This is a genomic window from Desulfosarcina variabilis str. Montpellier, from assembly GCF_048565275.1.
Classification (GTDB): Bacteria; Desulfobacterota; Desulfobacteria; order Desulfobacterales; family Desulfosarcinaceae; genus Desulfosarcina; species Desulfosarcina variabilis.
This window is the reverse complement of sequence record NZ_CP159846.1, coordinates 9,264,854-9,284,541: the sequence shown is the minus strand read 5'-3', so window position 1 is coordinate 9,284,541 and position 19,688 is coordinate 9,264,854. Positions and strand designations below refer to the sequence as shown.

General features: G+C 52.5%; 17 protein-coding genes. 9 read left to right on the top strand and 8 right to left on the bottom strand.

The genetic code is table 11. The features are described from left to right. Positions 1–9 precede the first annotated feature (9 nt). Entirely contained in the window at positions 10–387 is a 378-nt protein-coding gene (locus Dvar_RS41640) for a type II toxin-antitoxin system VapC family toxin (RefSeq protein WP_419659365.1), read from the top strand. Between the two features lie 168 nt (positions 388–555). Here Dvar_RS41640 and Dvar_RS41635 read toward each other — a convergent pair whose 3' ends face one another. The 7 genes from Dvar_RS41635 to Dvar_RS41605 form a co-directional block, all read right to left on the bottom strand. Beyond that, the gene (locus Dvar_RS41635; protein ID WP_419659364.1) at positions 556–1,023 is read right to left on the bottom strand and encodes an MBL fold metallo-hydrolase; all 468 of its coding nucleotides are present in this window, start codon (positions 1,021–1,023) and stop codon (positions 556–558) included. Between the two features lie 363 nt (positions 1,024–1,386). Beyond that, positions 1,387–1,608: a hypothetical protein gene (locus Dvar_RS41630; protein ID WP_419659363.1), complete on the bottom strand. Its 222-nt coding sequence runs from the start codon at positions 1,606–1,608 to the stop codon at positions 1,387–1,389. A 55-nt stretch (positions 1,609–1,663) separates the two neighbouring features. Then, a complete protein-coding gene (locus Dvar_RS41625) occupies positions 1,664–1,852 on the bottom strand; it encodes a hypothetical protein (protein WP_419659362.1) in 189 nt (62 codons plus the stop codon). A gap of 673 nt (positions 1,853–2,525) precedes the next feature. After that, positions 2,526–3,245: a class I SAM-dependent methyltransferase gene (locus Dvar_RS41620; protein WP_419659361.1), complete on the bottom strand. Its 720-nt coding sequence runs from the start codon at positions 3,243–3,245 to the stop codon at positions 2,526–2,528. Between the two features lie 10 nt (positions 3,246–3,255). Then, positions 3,256–4,452, bottom strand: coding sequence for a DUF3419 family protein (locus Dvar_RS41615; RefSeq protein WP_419659360.1), 1,197 nt, complete (start codon positions 4,450–4,452; stop codon positions 3,256–3,258). A 146-nt stretch (positions 4,453–4,598) separates the two neighbouring features. Continuing rightward, positions 4,599–5,564: a hypothetical protein gene (locus Dvar_RS41610; RefSeq protein WP_419659359.1), complete on the bottom strand. Its 966-nt coding sequence runs from the start codon at positions 5,562–5,564 to the stop codon at positions 4,599–4,601. A 27-nt stretch (positions 5,565–5,591) separates the two neighbouring features. Beyond that, positions 5,592–6,005: a hypothetical protein gene (locus Dvar_RS41605; RefSeq protein WP_419659358.1), complete on the bottom strand. Its 414-nt coding sequence runs from the start codon at positions 6,003–6,005 to the stop codon at positions 5,592–5,594. Between the two features lie 677 nt (positions 6,006–6,682). On the opposite strand from Dvar_RS41605, the gene Dvar_RS41600 reads away from it, so the two are divergent. The 4 genes from Dvar_RS41600 to Dvar_RS41585 are packed head-to-tail and all read left to right on the top strand — an operon-like array spanning position 6,683 to position 12,647. Then, complete coding sequence (locus Dvar_RS41600; RefSeq protein WP_419659357.1) at positions 6,683–7,942, top strand: uroporphyrinogen decarboxylase family protein; 1,260 nt, start codon at positions 6,683–6,685, stop codon at positions 7,940–7,942. A 9-nt stretch (positions 7,943–7,951) separates the two neighbouring features. Further along, complete coding sequence (locus Dvar_RS41595) at positions 7,952–10,942, top strand: molybdopterin-dependent oxidoreductase (protein WP_419659356.1); 2,991 nt, start codon at positions 7,952–7,954, stop codon at positions 10,940–10,942. Then, on the top strand, positions 10,942–11,799 hold the full coding sequence (locus Dvar_RS41590) for a 4Fe-4S dicluster domain-containing protein (protein ID WP_419659355.1): 858 nt from the start codon (positions 10,942–10,944) through the stop codon (positions 11,797–11,799). The genes Dvar_RS41595 and Dvar_RS41590 overlap by 1 nt, the downstream gene beginning before the upstream one ends. A gap of 17 nt (positions 11,800–11,816) precedes the next feature. Next, positions 11,817–12,647 carry an IclR family transcriptional regulator gene (locus Dvar_RS41585; RefSeq protein WP_419659354.1) on the top strand — a complete coding sequence of 277 codons (831 nt, stop codon included), beginning with the start codon at positions 11,817–11,819 and terminating at the stop codon, positions 12,645–12,647. A gap of 168 nt (positions 12,648–12,815) precedes the next feature. Here the strand turns inward: Dvar_RS41585 and Dvar_RS41580 are convergent, their stop codons facing one another. Next, the gene (locus Dvar_RS41580; protein ID WP_419659353.1) at positions 12,816–13,298 is read right to left on the bottom strand and encodes a cache domain-containing protein; all 483 of its coding nucleotides are present in this window, start codon (positions 13,296–13,298) and stop codon (positions 12,816–12,818) included. 228 nt (positions 13,299–13,526) lie between these two features. Between Dvar_RS41580 and Dvar_RS41575 the strand changes: the two genes are divergently transcribed. The 4 genes from Dvar_RS41575 (at position 13,527) to Dvar_RS41560 (ending at position 19,484) form a co-directional block, all read left to right on the top strand. Next, positions 13,527–13,745, top strand: coding sequence for a NifU family protein (locus tag Dvar_RS41575; protein ID WP_419659352.1), 219 nt, complete (start codon positions 13,527–13,529; stop codon positions 13,743–13,745). A gap of 541 nt (positions 13,746–14,286) precedes the next feature. Continuing rightward, on the top strand, positions 14,287–16,719 hold the full coding sequence (locus tag Dvar_RS41570; RefSeq protein ID WP_419659351.1) for a cache domain-containing protein: 2,433 nt from the start codon (positions 14,287–14,289) through the stop codon (positions 16,717–16,719). Then, positions 16,709–18,622 carry a sigma 54-interacting transcriptional regulator gene (locus Dvar_RS41565; RefSeq protein ID WP_419659350.1) on the top strand — a complete coding sequence of 638 codons (1,914 nt, stop codon included), beginning with the start codon at positions 16,709–16,711 and terminating at the stop codon, positions 18,620–18,622. The genes Dvar_RS41570 and Dvar_RS41565 overlap by 11 nt, the downstream gene beginning before the upstream one ends. Before the next feature lie 256 nt (positions 18,623–18,878). Continuing rightward, positions 18,879–19,484 (top strand): acetate uptake transporter, encoded by a 606-nt coding sequence (locus Dvar_RS41560; protein ID WP_419659349.1) that lies wholly within the window; start codon positions 18,879–18,881, stop codon positions 19,482–19,484. Positions 19,485–19,688 lie beyond the last annotated feature (204 nt).

Sequence of the window (19,688 nt, the reverse complement as noted above, 5' to 3'; positions counted from 1 at the left end):
GCAAAAAGAATGATCTCAGTGGCCACCAACGTCATTGTCCGTTTACTGACCGGTGATGATCAGGAACAATTTGAGAAATCCAAAGCGCTGTTTTCCCGAGAAAGTGTGCTTGTCACATCAACTGTAGTTTTCGAATGTGAATGGGGTTTACGATATGCCTACCACTTCAAACAACCTGAAATAACAAAGGCGTTCCAATCGTTATTTGGATTGCCGAATGTCGAATTAGAAGATCCGCTTGTAATTTCCAACGCCATCGAATGGCATCAAAACGGAATGGATTTTGCCGATGCCCTCCATCTGGCCCAGTCAAAAGACGCAGAGGCGTTTGCTACATTTAATAAAAAACTGATAAAAGTTGCAAAAAAAATACTGCCATCAAGGTAAGAGAACCTTAGCATTGAACCGACTTTCCAGGTCGCTTTCGGTTGGAAAACTTTCTTCACGACCCAGTGTCGTGCCTTCGAGCAGGAGCACGTCCACCTTGCGTGGAGGAGATGCCAGCATCCGGTCAACAAGCACGGATTTTCGGCCAGTGCGCCGAAAATCACCAGATTAAAGGATTGTTCGGCCCGCCACCTGGACCAGGATCATGTGGGCATCAAAGGCGGAATGATCGGTTAAAAAAGGGGTGACCTTAAACGGCCCGATATCAAAGGACTGGAAACTGGTAAAGGTGTGGATCTGCTGTGGCAGACGGTCACCCATCAGGGCGGTGGTCAACCGCATCAGCGCTTCGGTGGGTTTGCCGCACCATACGGGCCAGTTGGCGGGCAGTGCCTGCAGTAATCCGTAGTGATCCTGGTGCGGATGGGAAACGATTACACCGTCCACCGAGCGGGAAACATCCAGAGATGTTGGGACAACATCTGCATCAGTCTCCGGTTCGTCCAATGGACTGCCGGCATCCAGGATCAACCGATTTCCTTGCCAGGTGATCTCAATGCAATTACCGCCGATCAGATGGGCTGAGCGGTGGACGGTTAGCTTCCGATTATTTCCGTTGGGGCTGGTTTCGATCACTTTCCTCAGAGAGAAGGGTAGTTGAGGGCACAAAATCGAAAATTGTGACTATTGGTGATATCCATCGCGTCGGGATGATCCCTTAAATCGCTCCTTAAATCGCTCTTTTTGGACTCCAAAAACATCGGTTTAAGGTCGAAAAATGGGCCTGTTTTTTACATAAACCCACGCCAATTGGGCATCCAGCTTGGTGACCCCGCTATAATTATTATTTTGCGAACATTGGCGTTACACTATTCGCCAGCGCTTACATGCAAAGACGCGAAGCCGCAAAGAAAAAAACTACTTTGAAAACACCCCTTCGCGTTCTTCGCGGCTTGGCGTGAGATAAAAGAGCGGTTTGGCAATTAAGACGGAAGCTGTTTAGGGCGTGTAAAGTGCCATCGATTTAGATTTTTCCGCTTTTCCTGAAACCACCAGTGCCCGCTTGCAGAAATTAATCTTCATAACCAGTTGATCTAATTTCAGTTCCCCAAAAGATGGCCGGGGGAAAGATACAATAAACATGTTGCCGATTTCACGAAAACCCTCATCCGGTGCGAATTTAAGAATCAACGGTATGCCGCGGCCACAGGTTTCCACCATTTCAATCCGCCGAAAAAGATCGGCAATCAGGGGTTGCGGTGCTGGGAGATCGTTTTTAACCAATCCCGCCTTTTAATTGGTTATTTAACCAGTTCCGCGGGTTGTGGATGATATAATTTCGAATTTTCTGTAATTCATTATCATTGCGCACGATGCGTTCCCAGTAGTTACGTTGCCATAGTTTTCCCGGAAACGGTGGCCAGTCGTTTTTTTTAACGCCGCGGATATATGCATTGGTGGTCATCGTTTTCCACCTGACCGAACAGACAAATTTTATTTTGGGTACAGATGGTGACGAAATAATACCCCTTTTGGGAATAATCATGTCCTTTCAACCGGATGGATCGACGGTGAGGGATGTCCGGTTTATTTTTGATCATCGGATTTCATCCATTTATACGCTGGCGGATAACATCGGGCGGACTCGCAGGTCATGCATCGGGCGGACACATAGGTCATGCATCGGGCGGACACATAGGTCCGCCCCTACGACGGTGCAATTGATGAATTTTGGGTTCTGTTTGATCATTTGGTACCATCCATATTTTCCCGGTGCTGCCGGGGATTGTTTTTGAAATACCATTCGGCCATTTTTGGGATATATTCATTGGATGCCATTGATTTGTTACCATCGCACAACCAGCCCATCCGGCAGTCGTGGTGGTGGTGGTGGTGGTGGCGTAGGGGCGGACCTATGTGTCCGCCCTTGTTAATGTGTCCGCCCTATAAATATGTCCGCCCCATCAATATACCCACCCCATCGCCCCGAAAATGCGTCCGCCCCATTTCACGGGATTCGCCATTTTTTTCGCAAACCATTATTGCATCCGTTTTAATTATTATTGGGAGGGCGGACACACAGGAGGGCGGACACACAGAAGGGCGGACACACAGGTCCGCCCCTACGCGTTGCGCGGTCAGCGACCGATAAACCGGTAATAGGGCACGCGTATTCCCGGTAAATAGGGGATCTTGGCCGTGGATTCGACGATTGTTTGGGGCTTGAACGTGTCGCTGAGAAAAGGCAGGTGATCCGGGGAAGGGTGGACATTGTCGGTTTCGAACCAGATGGGCCAGAAATGGCGCATCCACCAGTTATGCCGCACCCGCCCGGCAGCGGGGTGCTTTGGCGATACATAAAAATCCACCACCCCGATGCGGCCCCCGGGTTTGAGCAGGGCACGTGCGTTGATCAGGGCCTGGATCCAGTTGGGGATCATGGTCAGGGAGTAGGAAAAGGTAATCACATCGGCTTGACGGGGAGGCTTGAACGTGGCTGCGTCGGCCTGGATGGTCTCCACATTGGACCAGTGGTGGTTGGCGATGCGCTTTTTTGCGATGGCTAACAAGGAGGGGCACAGGTCCACCAGATAGACCTGTCCAAGATCCGGCACGCGGTGAGCAGCAAAGTCCAGGTTGGCCCCGGTGCCGGCTCCCATATCCAACCAGATCTCCCCACGTGAGAAATTCAGTTCGTCGATCAATTCCCGGCGCCCTTGCAGCAGGCGCCGGCGAAAGTCATCATAGCCTTGGGCCTGGGCTCCGTAGAATGATTCCAGCCGCTGGGCGTGAGTCGTGCCCCGGATGGGCGCCAGTACTATGCGGTAGAGGATGTAAAGGTCCTGGATGACTGTCATGAAAATTCCTCTAAGCGGCCTTGAGGTCAGCGATATAAAAACTGCCATAGGTATGGACCCGGTCGCGTTTATGCAGCTCGGCGGCAAGTTCCATGCGATAGCTGAGCAAATCCCCCACTCGCCAGCGGCTTCCCTTCAGGCGAACCTCCACGGGATCCACATAGCAAATATTGATCCCTCCGCTGCGCCAGATAATCCGCGAATCGGGTGTGGCGTGATCCACAATGGCCTGCCACTCCTCCTGAAGGAGCTGATGTCCGAACGTACTCAGCCAATCCATGTGGTCCAGCAGGACAAAGCGGGAAATGGGTTCCGGGTTCTGGTTGAGAAATTCGGTCACGCTGCAGGTATGGGTGGAGATCCGATCCACCAGACCGGATTTAAGCCTGTTGAAATTCTCGGGCACAAGGTATTCCGGGCAGCAACTGCGTGTATAACGCCCCGTCAGATAGACCCGCCAGAAGTAGTTGTCCGCCAGTGGCAAGTAGCCGAAAACCGCGTCCAGGCACTCCTTGATGAATACCGATAGGCTTTGATAGTGCCGCTTGATCTGATCGATTTGGGGCTGGGGCACGCCAAGGAGATACATGGTGCCGTTCTGACCGGCAAGCCAGGCCACCCAGCGTTTCCAGAACGTCTGGTGAACCTCATCGAAGTAGAGATCTTGCTGGCTGGAGAGGGTCTTGGATGCCAGCAAGGCATCGATGCGGCTGCGTAACTGGGCCACATGGTTGATATAAAGGTTGATCAAATGGGCACAAAAGCCGGCCGTTCCCATGAAATAGAAGGACTTGCGTATCCCCTGCCCATCAAAATAGTCCAGGTGACAATCCCAATAGGAGCGTGCCTTGAGGGGTAGGGCATCGCGCAGTCGCCGATGGTAAAGTCCCCGGCATTCCGGATGATGCCCTTTTCCAAAAAACTGAAAAAAATCGTCAAAATTCAGTGTCCGGATGCCTGCCAGTTTCAGTTCCAAAAGGGCATTCTGGCGAGGATTGACGTCCACCGCATGGATATGGGCAGGACCGGTCAGGGCATAGTCCAGTGCATTGCATCCCGCAGAGGTAATCATCAGCAGGCGGTCTTTGGAAGTCAACTGCAACGCCTGCCGGTCCAGGCGGGGATCTTCCCAACAGGTGTTGTAGATCAGATTATTGGCATGAACGCTGTTGAAAAGCTTTCGATTGACTGCGCGAAATAGAGGCATGGGGCGGTATCCTTGTCTTTGGCAATATTGAGGTCTTAAATTCTCAAGCAGACCATTTGCATGTTAGAATTTTGTTTGCCTAAGGTTAGGATTTGGTGTTGACAACCGCCTTGATCCATATTCGCCCAATGATTTGAAAACCCTATTTAGTTTTGATATTTCAACGCCCTGATCAGACAGCCCTCCGCAACTGCGGTCAGCGGGTTGCCTGCATGCCTGATTTCCGATACTTCAAAAGGAAACTCATATTGTTCGATCACCTGACGGACCATCTCAACAAAACCGTCAACCATTGAAGTGCCTCCGGATATGATCACCGGCAGAGATTCAGGCAATTCGATGGCCGTATTCTCAAGCGAACGAACGATGGATTTAATGGTATAGTTAATCAGATCATGATAATAATACACCAGTGCTTCTTTGATTTTTCGATCCTTCTTTTTGCCTGATCGATGATTGTTTAAGCTGAAACTATTCTCTTTTAACAGGGTCACCCGGTTTGAAATGGAACCTGTGGAATTGGCGGTGTTTAAATCGATCCAGTCTCCCCCTCTGGCGATTGAAAAAACCGTTGTTGGAATCGCTTTATACACCAAGGCGACATTTGTCATGCCGGCACCAAAAGAAATACCGATACCGCTGAAATTGGATTCCTCACATTCAGTGTAAACAATGGCGGTGGCCTCATTAATCGCTTCCGCTTGAAAGCCAAGTTCATTGATAATCCTGCCAAAAACGTTTTGGTGATAGATGACATTCATTTCGTTGTCGATTGGATCGGCCGGGATCGAATAACAGCATCTGCCGCCGTTTGATGTTCCAATCAGTTCCTTAACCATCACGGCAAGAATATCCACCGAATCAATTTCTTTGGTCGATATCATGCCGTTGCTCATCGGCCGGCTTGCCTCTTTGCCTAATATGTTCGCAAAGTTGTAAGCATCCTCAGCAATGAAAAACATGGCGTCATCGATTACCGTATGAGAGATTCCTGAAAGATCCATAATTTCAGCAGCGTCTTTATCAACCTCAAGAAAGATGTTTCTTAATTTTTTGATATCGACAGCCTCGTCATTATTTAATTTTGCTGAAACAAGGTTCATTGTTCCCACATCGAGCCCACAGAAATTACTCATGTTTCAGTCCTCCTTATCGAAATTGTTTAACTGTTTTGCAAGTTTCGATAGATCTTTGACGATCGTCGTTTTTTTCTCATTTAAAACATTGATTTTTGTTTCCGGTATTTCAATGCTGGGGATAAATACATTTTGCTGAGTTTCAATTTCATTGTTTATCTTCTTGGTTTGCCCGGGTGACATGGAAATGCTATTTTGTGTTAATGCAGTTTCAATTCTCTCCAGGGATTTTAATATTTCTTCAAAAAGCTCAATCTGTTTAATCTCAGCATTGGCTCTGATGCATTTCAGGCAGAATTTTTTCCCTGATATGGCATTTTGGGTACAACCTGGTGTTTCACATTTTTTAATTCCAAACGCAGAATATCTCCAAACCATCGCATTAAAGTCTTCTAATAATTCTGCAAAAATATCCATCTATTGCCTCCCCCGGTCTGATGACCTTGCCTTTTGGTGTACCACTTAGATTGATGAGATTGCTCCATTCAGGTTGATTCTCGCATGCGCGCGTAGGTTAAGATTCTGTATTATTTAAAATAAAATATTGCAGTGCGATATTTAGTTTTGCGATTGCCGTACGCTATATTACGGGAGGCAATGGTTTTGTCAACAGGCAAAAATTGTGCGGCGCAAAAAAAGCCTGAAATTGCGCCTAAGGGTTATAAAATTGGTGAAAAATGGGACTGACTCATCATCCGTCAGCATGTGGCTAAAAAGATACGAATAGATTCTCAAACGGTTCATGTTTTTATCATGGTCAAAATTGACGGTTCCATAAAGCGTTGAAAATACCAATTTGGCGTCATTTCGATGTTGGCCGGAATCCAGTGTGTTGAATCTGTTCTGGATGCCGGATCAAGCCCGGCATGACGAGTCAGGCAATTTTTATGAGCTCGTCAAAGTTTGATGTTCGATCATTCCATCCCCTGCAAACCCGCTTGAATGAACTGAAAACATATTGACATGCCATGTGAATCCGACTATATGTTCAAATAACACACATTGTGTTCGTATAATGAACATTATGCGGTGGTATAATACACTGCCGAGTGAACTGTTGTATTTCCACAATACTGATCAAAGGGGAGCATCACATGGAAAAATCGAAACAGGAACTGCTGGTAGAGAGGAAAAAACGGATCGCGGATGTGATTGCCTTGAAGGTTCCGGATCGGGTGCCCATCTGGTTTCAGGATGCGGGGTTTTTCCCGGCCAAATACGCCGGCATCACCAGCCGGGATGCCATGTACGACGGGGACAAGCTTTTCGCTGCCTATAAAAAAACCTTTATTGATTTTAAACCGGACTTCTTTTTCAATCCGGGCCACGCCATTCACACGCCAGGCGACGCCCTCGAGACATTGGACTGCAAGCAGGTGGTGCTGCCGGGGCAGAAAAACCTGCCGATCACCCAGTCCTTTCAGTTCGTGGAGGGCGAGTACCTGAAGGGCGATGAATATGATATGTTCCTTGATGATCCCACCTGGTTCACCATCTCGCGCTACCTGCCCAGAGTTCACGGTGCGCTGGCACCGCTGGGTAACCTGCCGCCCATAACGGCGCTGCTCTTGGGATACTACGGGGTTCCGGTCACCGCCGGTATGGTCAGCGATGAGATCATCACCGCCATGGAAAAATTCTGCCAGGCCGCGCGCAGCGTCCAGGCCCATGCAGGTCGGGCAGCCCAGTTTATTGCCGACATGGAAGAAGAGGGCTTTCCGCTTTCCTGCGGTGCCATCACCCTGGCGCCTTTTGATTTTATCGGCGACACCATGCGCGGGCTGCGCGAAATTCTCATGGACATGTTCCGCCGGCCGGACAAACTGCTGGCAGCGGTAGACAAGGTGACCCAGTTGACCATCGATCTGGCCATCGGGCAATGCCAGACCACCGGCAATCCCGGTGTGTTCATCCCGCTGCACAAGGGCTCCGACGGATTTCTGTCCGACGAGCAGTTCAAACGCTTTTTTTGGCCCAGCCTGAAAAAGCTCCTTCTGGCGCTCATCGATACCGGATTGACCCCCTATCCATTTTTCGAAGGCATTCACGATTCGCGGCTTGAGTACTATACCGAACTGCCCAAGGGGAAGGTCGTGGGGCTCTTTGATCGCACCGACTACCGCAAGGCCAAGGAGGTGCTCGGGCAGACCATGTGCATGTCCGGTTTCATGCCGCTTTCCCTTTTGCAGACCGGAACGGTGGACGATGTCAAGGCCTATGCCAAGGATCTGATCGACGTGGTGGGCAAGGACGGCGGTTTTATCATGGCGCCGCGCGGCATGGTCGATGAAACCAAGCCGGAATTGATTAAGGCGTGGTTTGATTTTACTAAGGAGTATGGCAGATATATTTAAGGAGCAACGATGCGAGATTCTCATCAACTCTCTGAGCGCGTAGCACGGGCCAAAATGAAGGGTATGTTCTTTTTGCTCGGTGGGCTATTGAAACTTGTTGCCGGCAAGAACAGGAAAATCCGCAAGCTGATCGGTGAGAAAGATTGCATTGTGCAGATCCGGCTGCGGGACCGATCGTGGGGACAGTGGTTCTCTTTTCAAAAAGGGAAGGTCAAATCCAGATCCGGCTTTCATAAGGCGCCGGACGGCGATTTGGTGTTCGACAATGCCCGGGATGCGGTTAAACTGATGACCCCGTTTCCAGGCCGTGAGACGCGCCTGCAGTTTATCCACATGGCGAAGAATTTTCTCACCGAGGCGGCCGGCAATGACGAAGCCCTGCTGCATTTCTCCAAAATCACGGCCGAGGTGCTGGATCAGCAGTATACCCGTGTCGGCCTGCCCATGCCCGACGGGTCCACGCGCTATGTGAACAATACCAATGCCGGTCCGGTGTTCGTTTATGTCAAGGACGGCAAGATTCTGCGTATTACGCATATTGAATTTGACGAGACCGATGCCGCGCCCTGGACCATCAAGGCGCGGGGCAAACGCTTCACACCGCCGCGTAAAACAACGCTCACCTCCTACACCTCAGGCATTAAGTCTACCATCTACTCCAAGGATCGTCTGCTCTATCCCATGCAGCGGGTCGATTTCGATCCCCATGGCGAGCGCAATCCCCAGAACCGGGGGATTTCAGGGTACAAGCGCATTTCCTGGGAAGCGGCCGCCACCATCGTGGCCGATGAGATCAAGCGGGTCAAGAAAGAACACGGCCCCGGGGCGATCATGAACGGCTCCGGGTCCCATCACACCTGGGGCAACCTGGGGTACTGGCTGTCGGCCCGTCGCCGGTTTTTCAACATGATCGGTTGTACTTACATCGATCACAACCCGGACAGCTGGGAAGGCTGGTTCTGGGGCGCGTCCCATCACTGGGGCAACTCAATCCGCAACGGTGCGCCGGACACTTATTCCACCGTGGAGGATCTGCTCAAAAATGCCGAGCTGATCGTTTTCTGGTCCAGTGATCCGGAAGCCACCTCGGGCGTGTACGGCGCCCAGGAAGGCACTGTCCGGCGCATGTGGGCCAAGGAACTGGGCATTCCTTGCGTGCATATCGATCCCTTTTACAATCATACCGCCGCACTCATGGGCGGCAAATGGCTGGCCCCCCGGCCGGCCACGGGCAATGCCCTGGCCCTGGCCATTGCCTACGTATGGATCACGGAAGACCTTTACGATCGGTGGTTTGTGGAAAACCGCACCACCGGATTTGAGGCATGGCGCGATTATGTGCTGGGCAAGGATGACGGCATTCCCAAAACGCCGGAATGGCAGGAAGGCGAGTCAGCCGTCCCGGCCCGTGAGGTCAGGGCCCTGGCCCGCCAGTGGGGCACGTGCCGGACGTATCTGGCCGCCGGCGGCATCCAGGGGTTCGGGTCGGCCTGCCGCTGCGCCACGGGTGTGGAATGGGCCCGCAGCATGGTTTATCTCATGGCCATGCAGGGCATCGGCAAACCCGGCGTCAACATGGGCTGCCTCCAGCAGGGCACCCCGGTGGACACACGGTTTTTCTTTCCCGGATATGCCGAGGGCGGACTGTCCGGCGATCTGGCCGGCACGGGCCTGATGATCAACATGTATCAGCGCATGCCCCAGCTGATGACCGTCAATACGGTTAAGCAGAGCGTGCCGCGCCTGCAGATTCCCCAGGCCATTCTGGAGGGCCGGACCACCGGCTATCCCACGGATGCCTCCACCATCCGGGGCCAGTTTTTCCCCATCCACTATCCGTCGCCGGGCCACTCAAAAGTCAAGCTGTACTGGAAGTACGGGGGCAGCCATTTCGGCACCATGTGCCAGACCAACCGCTATGCGGACATGTACCGCAGCGAGGAACTGGAGATGGTGGTCAACCAGTCCATCTGGATGGAGGGTGAGGCGCAGTTCGCCGATATCCTGCTGCCGGCCTGCACCAACTTCGAGCGTTGGGACATCGGCGAGACAGCCAACAGCGGCGGTTACATCCAGCACAGCTACACCCAGTGGAACCACCGGGTGCTCACCCTCCAGCACAAGTGCATCGACCCCTTAGGGGAATCCAAGTCCGATTACGCGATTTTCGCCATGATTGCCGCCAAGCTGGGGCTGGGCAGTTATTTTACGGAAAACTGCACCGAGCTGGACTGGTGCAAGCGGCTTTTCGACGCCACCGATCTGCCCCAGGTGACAAGCTGGCGCGAATTTCTCAAAAAGGGCTATTACGTAGTGCCCAGCCCCGAGGAAAATCGACGTGATCCAGTGTCGTGGAACTGGTACTACGAGGGCCGTGCCAAGGATGTACCTGAAATCAGCCCCCTGCCGGCCGACTACGCCGATACCTTTCGCCACGGCCTTGGGACCCAGAGCGGCAAACTGGAGTTTGTCTCATCCAGCCTTTCCGCCTATGACCCGGATGATCCCGAGCGGCCGGTCATGTCCAAATATATCCCGGCCTGGGAGGGGCACCACTGCGATCTTTACAAAAAGTACCCGCTGTTTCTGATTACGCCCCACAGTCGTTACAGTTTTCATACCATGCAGGATGGCAAAGACGGCTGGCTCAACGATATCGAAGATCACCGGGTGCGGGTGGACGGCTGGTACTACTGGATCGTGCGCCTCAATCCCATGGATGCCAAGGCGCGCGGCATCGTCCACGGTGATCTGGTGGAGGCGTATAATGACCGCGGTTCGGTGATTCTATATGCATACCTCACTGAGCGCATTCCAGCCGGCACGGTGCATTCCTATGAATCGTCGGCGGTCTATGCGCCCATCGGCGAGCCGGGCCGGTCCCCGGATCGGGGCGGGTGCGTAAACATCCTTACCCCGAGCCGGCCAATGATCAAAAAATCCCATTCGACCGCCAGCAATTCCTGTCTGATCGACGTCCGCAAGTGGGAGGAGGCCTGATGGAAAACGCAGAAAAAAAATGGAACCTGATCGTGGATGTGGCCCGTTGCGAGAACTGCAACAACTGCTACATGACCATTCTTGACGAATATGTGGGAAATACCTTTGCGGGCTACAGCGGACCCTGCCCGCACCATGGCCATCACTGGATTCAGCTCCATACGCGCGAGCGCGGCAGCGGATCGTTGATGGATGTGGCCTATCTGTTTACCACCTGCAACCAGTGCGATGACGCGCCATGCAGGCAGGCCGCCAGAAACGGGGCCGTGACCAAGCGCGCCGATGGAATCGTGATCATCGATCCGGTCAAGGCCAAAGGCCAGCGGCATTTGGTGGATGCCTGCCCCTACGGGCACATCTGGTGGAACGAAAAGGAGGATATCCCCCAGAAGTGGTGCTGGGATGCCCACCTGCTCGATGCAGGCTGGAAGGAGCCCCGGCCGGTATCGGTCTGTGCCACGGGAAGCCTCATGGCGGCGAAGATCAGCGATGATCAGATGACGGACCTGGCCGACAAACATGGACTTGAGGTGCTCCACCCCGAGTTTGGCACCCGGCCGCGGATCTGGTATAAGAATCTTTACCGCTATTCAGGCGAGCACATTGCCGGTAGCGTGGCTGCGGTGAAAAACGGCATCGAGGACGTGGTGGCCGATGCCCAGGTGACGCTTTTGAAGGATGACAGGCCACTGGATCGCTGCAAAACCGATTTTTTCGGTGATTTCAAATTTGATGCCCTTAAGCCCGATAGCGGTGAATACACGATTCGTATCCAGGCCGATGGGGATACGCGAGTCATCGGTCTGTGTTTATCCGAGAGTGTCAACCTGGGAGTGATTCGTTTATCTGAGCGATGAGAAATCTTTAGACTAACATGGGAAACGCAAAAAGCAACGCCATCGAAAAGGCCCTGCAGATTCTAAAATGTTTTGCCGATGATAACCAAGCATTGAGTGTTCAGGACATCAGTAAAAGGCTTGGCTTCAATCGTACGACGGTCCACCGCAGCGTACAATCCCTTATTTCGGAAGGATTTCTCCAGCGCGACAGGGACCCCCATAAAGTATCGCTGGGTACTGCCGTGCTTGAACTGGGCAGCGCGTTGACCCATTCTCTGAGATCTCGATCGATTGTTGAAACAGCATTACCTCACATGGAAGCCCTGCGCCAAAAAACCGGATATGCCGTCACCCTCGAGCTGCTGACGGGCAACCAGAGCGTTTTACTCTGTGTGCTCAATGGGGATCGTGTCTGGCGATTCGCCGGTACCGTCGGCGATATCATGCCCTGGCATGCTGCCGCCGGCGCCAAAGCGACCCTGGCATTTCTGCCGGAGGAGGAACTCGCACCGCTACTGGGTCAGGAAATGTTCGCTTACACGCCGGATACCATCACGGATGTCTCCACCTATCTGAAGGAATTGAAAAAGGTTCGTCAATCAGGTTACGCGACGGATATCGGCGAAACACTGCCCGGCATCAATGCCGTGGCCGCACCGTTTTTTAACTACCATGGAAAGCCCGCCGGGGCGGTGATTACCCTTGATGTGGGACTGGATGTGACCAGCGAGGATGCATCGGCTGTAAGGTTGATAAAAGAAACGGCCGCGCTGATCTCCAGGGAAAACTTTTCCCCAAAAGGTGTGGTTCCGGATAACCGGGATGAAGAAAAAGAAAAGGGCACCTTAACAGGTGCCCATGGATAAGCGAAGGTTTAGTGCCCCTATTCATAAATACGGTACGCCACCGTATTTACGAACACGATCACCAAGGTGTTTTGTTTTCGTTCGACTGGTGCAGCCTATTCCCCTTGTCCGCGTGGGGATGGTAGATGCTCTTATTTTCTTGATATTTGTTTTGGTTGGTAGTGGGCATCAACGATAAACGCCCGCCTTGATGACATAAAATCCAGATGCGACAAAATAGTCCGTATCGGGTATGCGGCAAACAAAGGTATGTTTCGGTTTAACAGCATCCATGCCCGGTACTTCGTAAACATATTTGGTCCAGCCTTTTCCTTTTTCTGCCGCTTTGATGAAATCTCTGCGGAAAAGCTTGCCCTCGGCATCGGGCCGGTCAATCAGGTCTTTGACCTGGGTCAGTTGCGGCTTGTGCGGGTGCGCCATCATCATGGCCTTCATATCCATCATGAAAACATAGCTGACCCCGTCGTTCCACACGAATTTGCCGGTTTTGTTTCCAATTTCCTTGATGGTGGCATCCTTGCCCCATTTCTGATAATACTGAACGGCTTCCTTGCATTTGGTAACGCAATCGTCGCGTGTGCCGGCCTGCGCGGAAAACGCAAAAAAGATAAACATCAACGTGGTCAATACCCATATGGTCTGTTTTTTCATAATGTACTCCATTAATTGGTAAAACATCTAACGTCGGACCAAATTTACTCTAAAACACCCTCGCTCAATTCATTGCCAGGAGGCCTTGTATCGGCTTTTGGGTAACTAACTTTAGAAAATAATCGCCCGGTTTGTTGGTGGGAATATTTGACCGTTTACCAACGGCGTTTTATATTTAAAACGGTAAGCGAGGATTACCCACCAAATCAAAAGAAAGGAATCCAGCCAATGAAGGAAAAAGTCGAAGCGGCCATCGATAAAATCAGACCCATGCTCCAGGCGGACGGCGGTGATGTGGAATTGATCAGTGTGGAAAATGGGATTGTCAAGGTACGTCTCCAGGGGGCTTGCGCCGGATGTCCCATGTCTCAAATGACACTCAAAAATGGAATCGAGCGGGTGCTCAAACAGCAGATTCCTGGCGTCAAGGCGGTTGAATCTGCCTAAGACCCTGTGGGGGCGATTAGCAAAATGCGGTAAGGTATAAGGTGTAAGCTTTAAGGTATAAGGTATAAGCTCAACAGCTAACGGCTCAATCGCTAACCACATTTACACAGTTAGCCTTAAGAGGTGTTTGCAGATTTTTATCAGCCCACAAACGCAAATGGCGTTACCCTAACCCCATTAAGGGCTATCGCATGAAGATTTTCGGGTTGCTTTTTTTCCCGAAATCAGATCGTCCATGAATGTCAAATGCCCAATGAAAAATGCCAAATGGTTGTATTCTATGTATTTTGAAATCGATCTCAGCCTTCATTGGACATTTGGGCCCTGGCATTTGGCATTTTCCCACTTTCGGCAATAGTGCGTGTTCAGGAACGGCCGGTTTTTGGTTTTACTTGCGATTGCTCTGTATCCCCCCTTTTCCCCGTTGACACAATGGCCCACCCTCTTTTAGGGTGTGGCCTTTCGGGGATTGTATTTTTTTCCGTAAGCTTGATGATTATCTTCGCACGGTCAGCACATTTCGGCCCCCAAGGAGCGGCAGATGTTGAACCCGGCCCGTCGATTCGCGGACTTACGCATCCGCTACAAGCTGTTGATCAGCTATTCCACGGTTTTTATGTTGACCCTGACCCTCGGCACCATCATCATCTTTTTTTTCGTCAAGTCATCTCTTGAGGAAAATATTGAAAGTGAGCTGAAAAATACCACCCAGACCATATTGAACATGGTCCGCACCTCCGCCAGTGTGTCCATTAAAAATCATCTGCGGGCCGTGGCGGAAAAGAATCGGGAGATTGCCCAGCATTTTTATGAAAAGGCGCTGGCCGGCATGATCAGCATGGACGAGGCCCAGCGACAGACCCGGGAGGTGATGCTCAGCCAGACCATCGGCAAGACCGGCTACATCTACTGTATCGACAGCCATGGCGTGATCCAGATTCACCCGGAGAACGAACTGATTCAGGCGGATCTGTCTCCGCATCCTTTTATTACTGATCAGATGGCGCGCAAGGTTGGTTATCTGGAGTACAACTGGAAGAATCCCGGTGAGAAGCAGCCGCGTCCCAAGGCCCTTTACATGACCTATTTCGAACCCTGGGACTGGATTGTTTCGGTAACCTCCTACCGTAACGAGTTCAGGGAACTGGTCAATTTGGATGACTTCCGCGGCAGTATTCTTTCCATCATATTCGGTAAAACCGGTTATATCTATGTTTTGGATTTGGAGGGCAACCTGATTGTGCACCCTTCTCTGGAAGGCAATTATTACGATGCCACCGATGTTACCGGACTGCGCTTTATCAAGGAGATGTGCAAGCGTAAAAGCGGTAAAATCATCTATTCCTGGGCCGCGCCAGGTGAATCCAAGGCCCGTGAAAAACTGGTTATTTTCAACTACATTCCCGAATATGAATGGATCGTGGCCTCGTCCAGTTTTCTGGAAGAGTTTTACGCGCCGCTAAAAACCATCGGTCATCTGATCCTGGCCACGGTGGTGATTTCCTTCATCATGGTTTTGCCCCTTACGTCCAGGATCAGTTCCTCGATCACCAATCCGTTGCGAGAGCTGATGGAACGCTTCGCTTCCGGGGCCAAAGGGGATATCTCGGTGCGTCTGAAACCCCGCAGCCGCGATGAACTGGGCATGCTGGCCAGTTATTTCAATACATTCATGGAGCAGCTGGAGGCTTACAGCGAGAGCCTGAAAACCACTATCGCCGAATCGCGGAAGGCCGAGCAGGAGATGGCCCGCATGCGTCATTACCTGAAAAATTTTGTGGATGCCATGCCCTCGGTTCTGGTGGGGGTGGACCGCCAAGGCCGGGTGACACAGTGGAACCGCAGCGCGCAGCGCATGACCGGTATTGACGACCAACACGCCCGGGGCCGGCCGGTGACGGCGCTGTTGCCCCTTTTGGTTCCCCATGCGGAAATGATGAAGGCGGCCATCAATGAAGGGCGGGCCTGGCAGGTGGAAAAAGTCTTGTGCAGTTTTCAGGAAAGGACATTCCACGCGGATATCATGGTCTACCCCATTGAAGTGGGCCAGGCCAAGGGGGCGGTGATCCGGGTGGATGATGTGACCCAGCGGGTGCGCATGGAAACCATGATGGTGCAAACCGAAAAAATGATGAGCGTGGGCGGCCTGGCCGCCGGCATGGCCCATGAAATCAACAATCCTTTGGGGGGCATGCTGCAGAGTCTGCAAAATGTGATGAGGCGGCTTTCCACCGGACTGCCGGCCAACGAGGCCGATGCCAAGGCCTGCGGCACCCAGCTGGAAACCATTCGATGCTATCTGGAGCGTCGGGAGATCTTTCGTTTCCTGGACAATATTCGTATCTCCGGGGAAAGGGCGTCGCACATTGTCGAAAATATGCTCAGTTTCAGCCGGCGCAGTGAATCGCACAAGGCACCGGTGGCGCTGCCTGATTTGCTGGACAAGGCGGTTGAACTGGCAGCCCACGACTATGACCTGAAAAAGAAATTCGACTTCCGTCATATCCAAATCCAGCGGCACTACGAGCCGGGGCTGCCGTCGGTGCCCTGTGTCGCCACTGAGATTGAGCAGGTGATATTCAACCTGCTGCGCAATGCGGCCCAGGCCATGAGTGAAAAGACGTCCGCTGGCCACGACCACGTCCCGTGTATTACTCTGCACCTCTCCCGGGAAAAGGAGGTGGCCGTGATCGAGGTCGCCGACAACGGGCCGGGAATGGAGAACTCGAAACTCAAGCGCATTTTCGAACCTTTTTTTACCACCAAGGAAGTGGGGGTGGGTACCGGCTTGGGCCTTTCAGTGGCCTATTTTATCATTACCAACAACCACAACGGCTCCATGGTCGCGGAATCGTCACCGGGACAGGGGGCCAGCTTCATTATCCGGCTGCCCCTTGCCGACCCACTGCTAAAACCGGCTGAACCTGATGCAGCTGACCATTCAAGCCGCAAGGAGGATGGGCGTGAGCATTGATTCCCCCGCAGAGCGACGCGTGTTGGTGATTGACGACGAGGATATTGTCCGTGACAGTGTGTCGACCTACCTGGCGGACAGCGGGTTTGTCGTTTTCCAGGCCAGGGATGGCCGGGAAGGCCTGGATCAGTTTCAGGAAAAACAGCCCCATGTGGTGCTCCTGGATTTGCGCATGCCGCGCATGGATGGCCTGGAAGTCTTGGAGGCGATTGCCGGCGAGCTGGATCAGGTTCCCGTAATCGTGGTCACGGGGGCGGGCGTGCTGCAGGATGCGGTAGCGGCCCTGCGCCTGGGGGCCTTTGATTATGTGACCAAACCCATCGTCGATATGGCCGTACTGGAACATTCGGTCAACCGCGCCCTGGAGCATACCCGGCTGCGGGAAGAAAACCGGCGCTACCAGGCCCATCTGGAGGATGAAATCCAGGCCCGCACCCAGGATCTGCACTGGCGTACGGAACAGCTCATGGCGGCCAACGCGGAGCTGAAAAAAGAGATGGCCATGCGCGAGAAGACCGCTTCCGCGTTAAAGCAAAGCGAGGCCCGCCTGAGGGAAATTGTTTCGATCTTTGAAGGGTTTATCTATACCTGTGATGCCTCGTTTCGTCTGGATTTCGTCAACCGCCGGCTGGCCGAGCATGTGGGGGACGATGTTACCGGCAAGCGCTGTCATGAGGTGCTGTTCGATTTTTCAGAACCCTGTCCCTGGTGCCGACACCCGGATGTATTTACCGGACAAACCGTGCATACCGAGTTTTTCAACGCCAAGGATGGCCGCTGGTACGATGCTGTCCAGGCCCCGGTGTTTGACAGCCAGGGGCATGTTCGTTTTTTGCAGGCCGTGGAGTTGGATATCACCGAGCGCAAGGCCACCGAAGACTGGCTGCGTCAGCGCGAGGCCCAGCTGGCGGAAAAGGCCCGGCGATTGAAATCCAACATGCGCACGGCCAGCCGGTTCGGCAACATTATCGGTAAAAGCCGGCCCATGCAGCTGGTTTACGAAAATATTCTCAAGGCCGCGGAATCCAATGCCCATGTGATCATCTACGGCGAATCGGGCACGGGCAAGGAAATGGTGGCCAAAACCATCCATGATCTTTCCGATCGCGGCAGCGCCAAATTCGTTACCGTGCATTGCGGCGCCATTCCCGACAACTTGGTCGAGAGCGAGTTTTTTGGCTATCGCAAGGGCGCCTTCAGCGGTGCGGATCAGGACAAGCCCGGCTACCTGGATGCCGCCGACGGCGGCACCTTGTTTATGGACGAAGTGGGAGAACTCAACCTGACCATGCAGGTCAAATTGCTAAGGGCCATCGAGGGTGGCGGGTACACTCCCATCGGCAGCAGCGCAGTCAAGCAGGCCGACATCCGTATTGTGGCCGCCACCAATCGGGATCTGCGCAAACGTGTGGAAGCCGGCCAGTTCCGGCGCGATTTCTATTACCGCATCCATATTCTGCCCATCCACCTGCCCCCTTTGAAGTCCCGCAAGGAGGATATCCCGCTGCTGGTCAACCATTTTGTCAGCGATTTTCCCCATGGTGACAAACTGCCTGTGGTGCCCCAGCGTATCATTGCCGCCATGCAGCGCTATGATTGGCCGGGCAATGTGCGTGAACTGCAAAATACCATTCATCGCTACATTACCCTGGGGGAGATCGATTTTCTGGACCTGCCCCCGGCGGCCGATGCTGACGCGCCGGCCGCTTCACCACCGGCCGCCTCATCCCGATTCCATCCGCAGCGTTTTGATCAGACCCTCGGCGATGCGGTGGGCGCCTTTGAAAAAGAATATATCGCGCACCTTTTAAGGGAAAACCAATGGCATCGGTCCCGGGTGGCCGAGTTGCTGGGGATTGACCGGCGCACCCTGTTCCGCAAGATGAAAGCCTATGGGCTATGAATATCTCTAAACGAGACAAAAATTTCCCAATATTATATTATAATAAATATCAATAATTTGTATTGCCGATTGGTCGGTTTTGGGACAATTAAGCCCCGTTTATTAGCAAAATTGTATTCATTTAAAAATAAACGATCACGTATTGTAAATGGTTAATTTATTTGTACCTTGTTGTTGATTTTCGTGACTGGCATGATGCTTGCTGCTCTTAGTGCACATCATCTCTTTTTTCACTCACATTCCCAAGGAGGTAGCAATGTCAGCAGAAGGTCAAGGTAATCCAGCAGTTGTCGGTTTGGCCGGTTTTGGTTTAACCACGTTGATTCTTCAGATTCACAATCTTGGATTGTGCGGTATTGGTCCGGTGCTGGCCCTGGCGATTGCCTTTGGCGGTGGCGCCCAGCTGATTGCCGGCTTCCAGGAATTTAAATGTGGGAATAATTTCGGGTACAGTGCATTTGTTTCATACGGTGCTTTCTGGATCGCCCTGGGGATCATATGGCTGCTCAACCATTTTAAAATTTACACTTTAAGCCATACGGACGTAGGCTTTTTTCTGATCGTCTGGACCCTTTACACCGCCATCATGTGGATCGGTGCCATGCGTATCCACGGCGCCATGGCCTCGACCTTCACCTTGCTGCTGATTGGGTTTATCGGGCTGGATCTGGCGCATTTCGGCTATCCGGCACTGACCAAACCCACGGCATATGTTCTGATTCTGTGTGCCCTCAATGCCTGGTATATGATGGCTGCCGCCATTTATGCCCAGGTTTTCGGCAAACAGATTCTGCCCCTTGGCAAGCCATGGATCGATTCTGCTCCCGAGCCGGTCGGTGATCTGGCCAAAGAATCTGCCTAACTCCCGTCACCTCGGCCAGCATGGCCCCACCATGCTGGCCATAAGAGCCGCTTAGCCGGTGACGGCAACTCATGTTCCACGCTATTTTTTAACCGATCCAATCCTGAAAAAGGGATTTCGCTCCTTGCCTGATTTAACCACTGGTTCCGGGCAGGGCTCGAAAGTGCCATGTCGACACTTCAGATCTTATCCATACAGCGAAAT

Excerpts from the sequence above, each read along its gene's own strand:
- Dvar_RS41630 (WP_419659363.1), bottom strand. The coding sequence starts at position 1,608 with ATGGTGGAAACCTGTGGCCGCGGCATACCGTTGATTCTTAAATTCGCA.
- Dvar_RS41560 (WP_419659349.1), top strand. The coding sequence starts at position 18,879 with ATGTCAGCAGAAGGTCAAGGTAATCCAGCAGTTGTCGGTTTGGCCGGT.
- Dvar_RS41585 (WP_419659354.1), top strand. The coding sequence starts at position 11,817 with ATGGGAAACGCAAAAAGCAACGCCATCGAAAAGGCCCTGCAGATTCTA.
- Dvar_RS41595 (WP_419659356.1), top strand. The coding sequence starts at position 7,952 with ATGCGAGATTCTCATCAACTCTCTGAGCGCGTAGCACGGGCCAAAATG.
- Dvar_RS41620 (WP_419659361.1), bottom strand. The coding sequence starts at position 3,245 with ATGACAGTCATCCAGGACCTTTACATCCTCTACCGCATAGTACTGGCG.
- Dvar_RS41580 (WP_419659353.1), bottom strand. The coding sequence starts at position 13,298 with ATGAAAAAACAGACCATATGGGTATTGACCACGTTGATGTTTATCTTT.
- Dvar_RS41570 (WP_419659351.1), top strand. The coding sequence starts at position 14,287 with ATGTTGAACCCGGCCCGTCGATTCGCGGACTTACGCATCCGCTACAAG.
- Dvar_RS41605 (WP_419659358.1), bottom strand. The coding sequence starts at position 6,005 with ATGGATATTTTTGCAGAATTATTAGAAGACTTTAATGCGATGGTTTGG.
- Dvar_RS41615 (WP_419659360.1), bottom strand. The coding sequence starts at position 4,452 with ATGCCTCTATTTCGCGCAGTCAATCGAAAGCTTTTCAACAGCGTTCAT.
- Dvar_RS41590 (WP_419659355.1), top strand. The coding sequence starts at position 10,942 with ATGGAAAACGCAGAAAAAAAATGGAACCTGATCGTGGATGTGGCCCGT.
- Dvar_RS41575 (WP_419659352.1), top strand. The coding sequence starts at position 13,527 with ATGAAGGAAAAAGTCGAAGCGGCCATCGATAAAATCAGACCCATGCTC.
- Dvar_RS41625 (WP_419659362.1), bottom strand. The coding sequence starts at position 1,852 with ATGACCACCAATGCATATATCCGCGGCGTTAAAAAAAACGACTGGCCA.
- Dvar_RS41640 (WP_419659365.1), top strand. The coding sequence starts at position 10 with ATGATCTCAGTGGCCACCAACGTCATTGTCCGTTTACTGACCGGTGAT.
- Dvar_RS41600 (WP_419659357.1), top strand. The coding sequence starts at position 6,683 with ATGGAAAAATCGAAACAGGAACTGCTGGTAGAGAGGAAAAAACGGATC.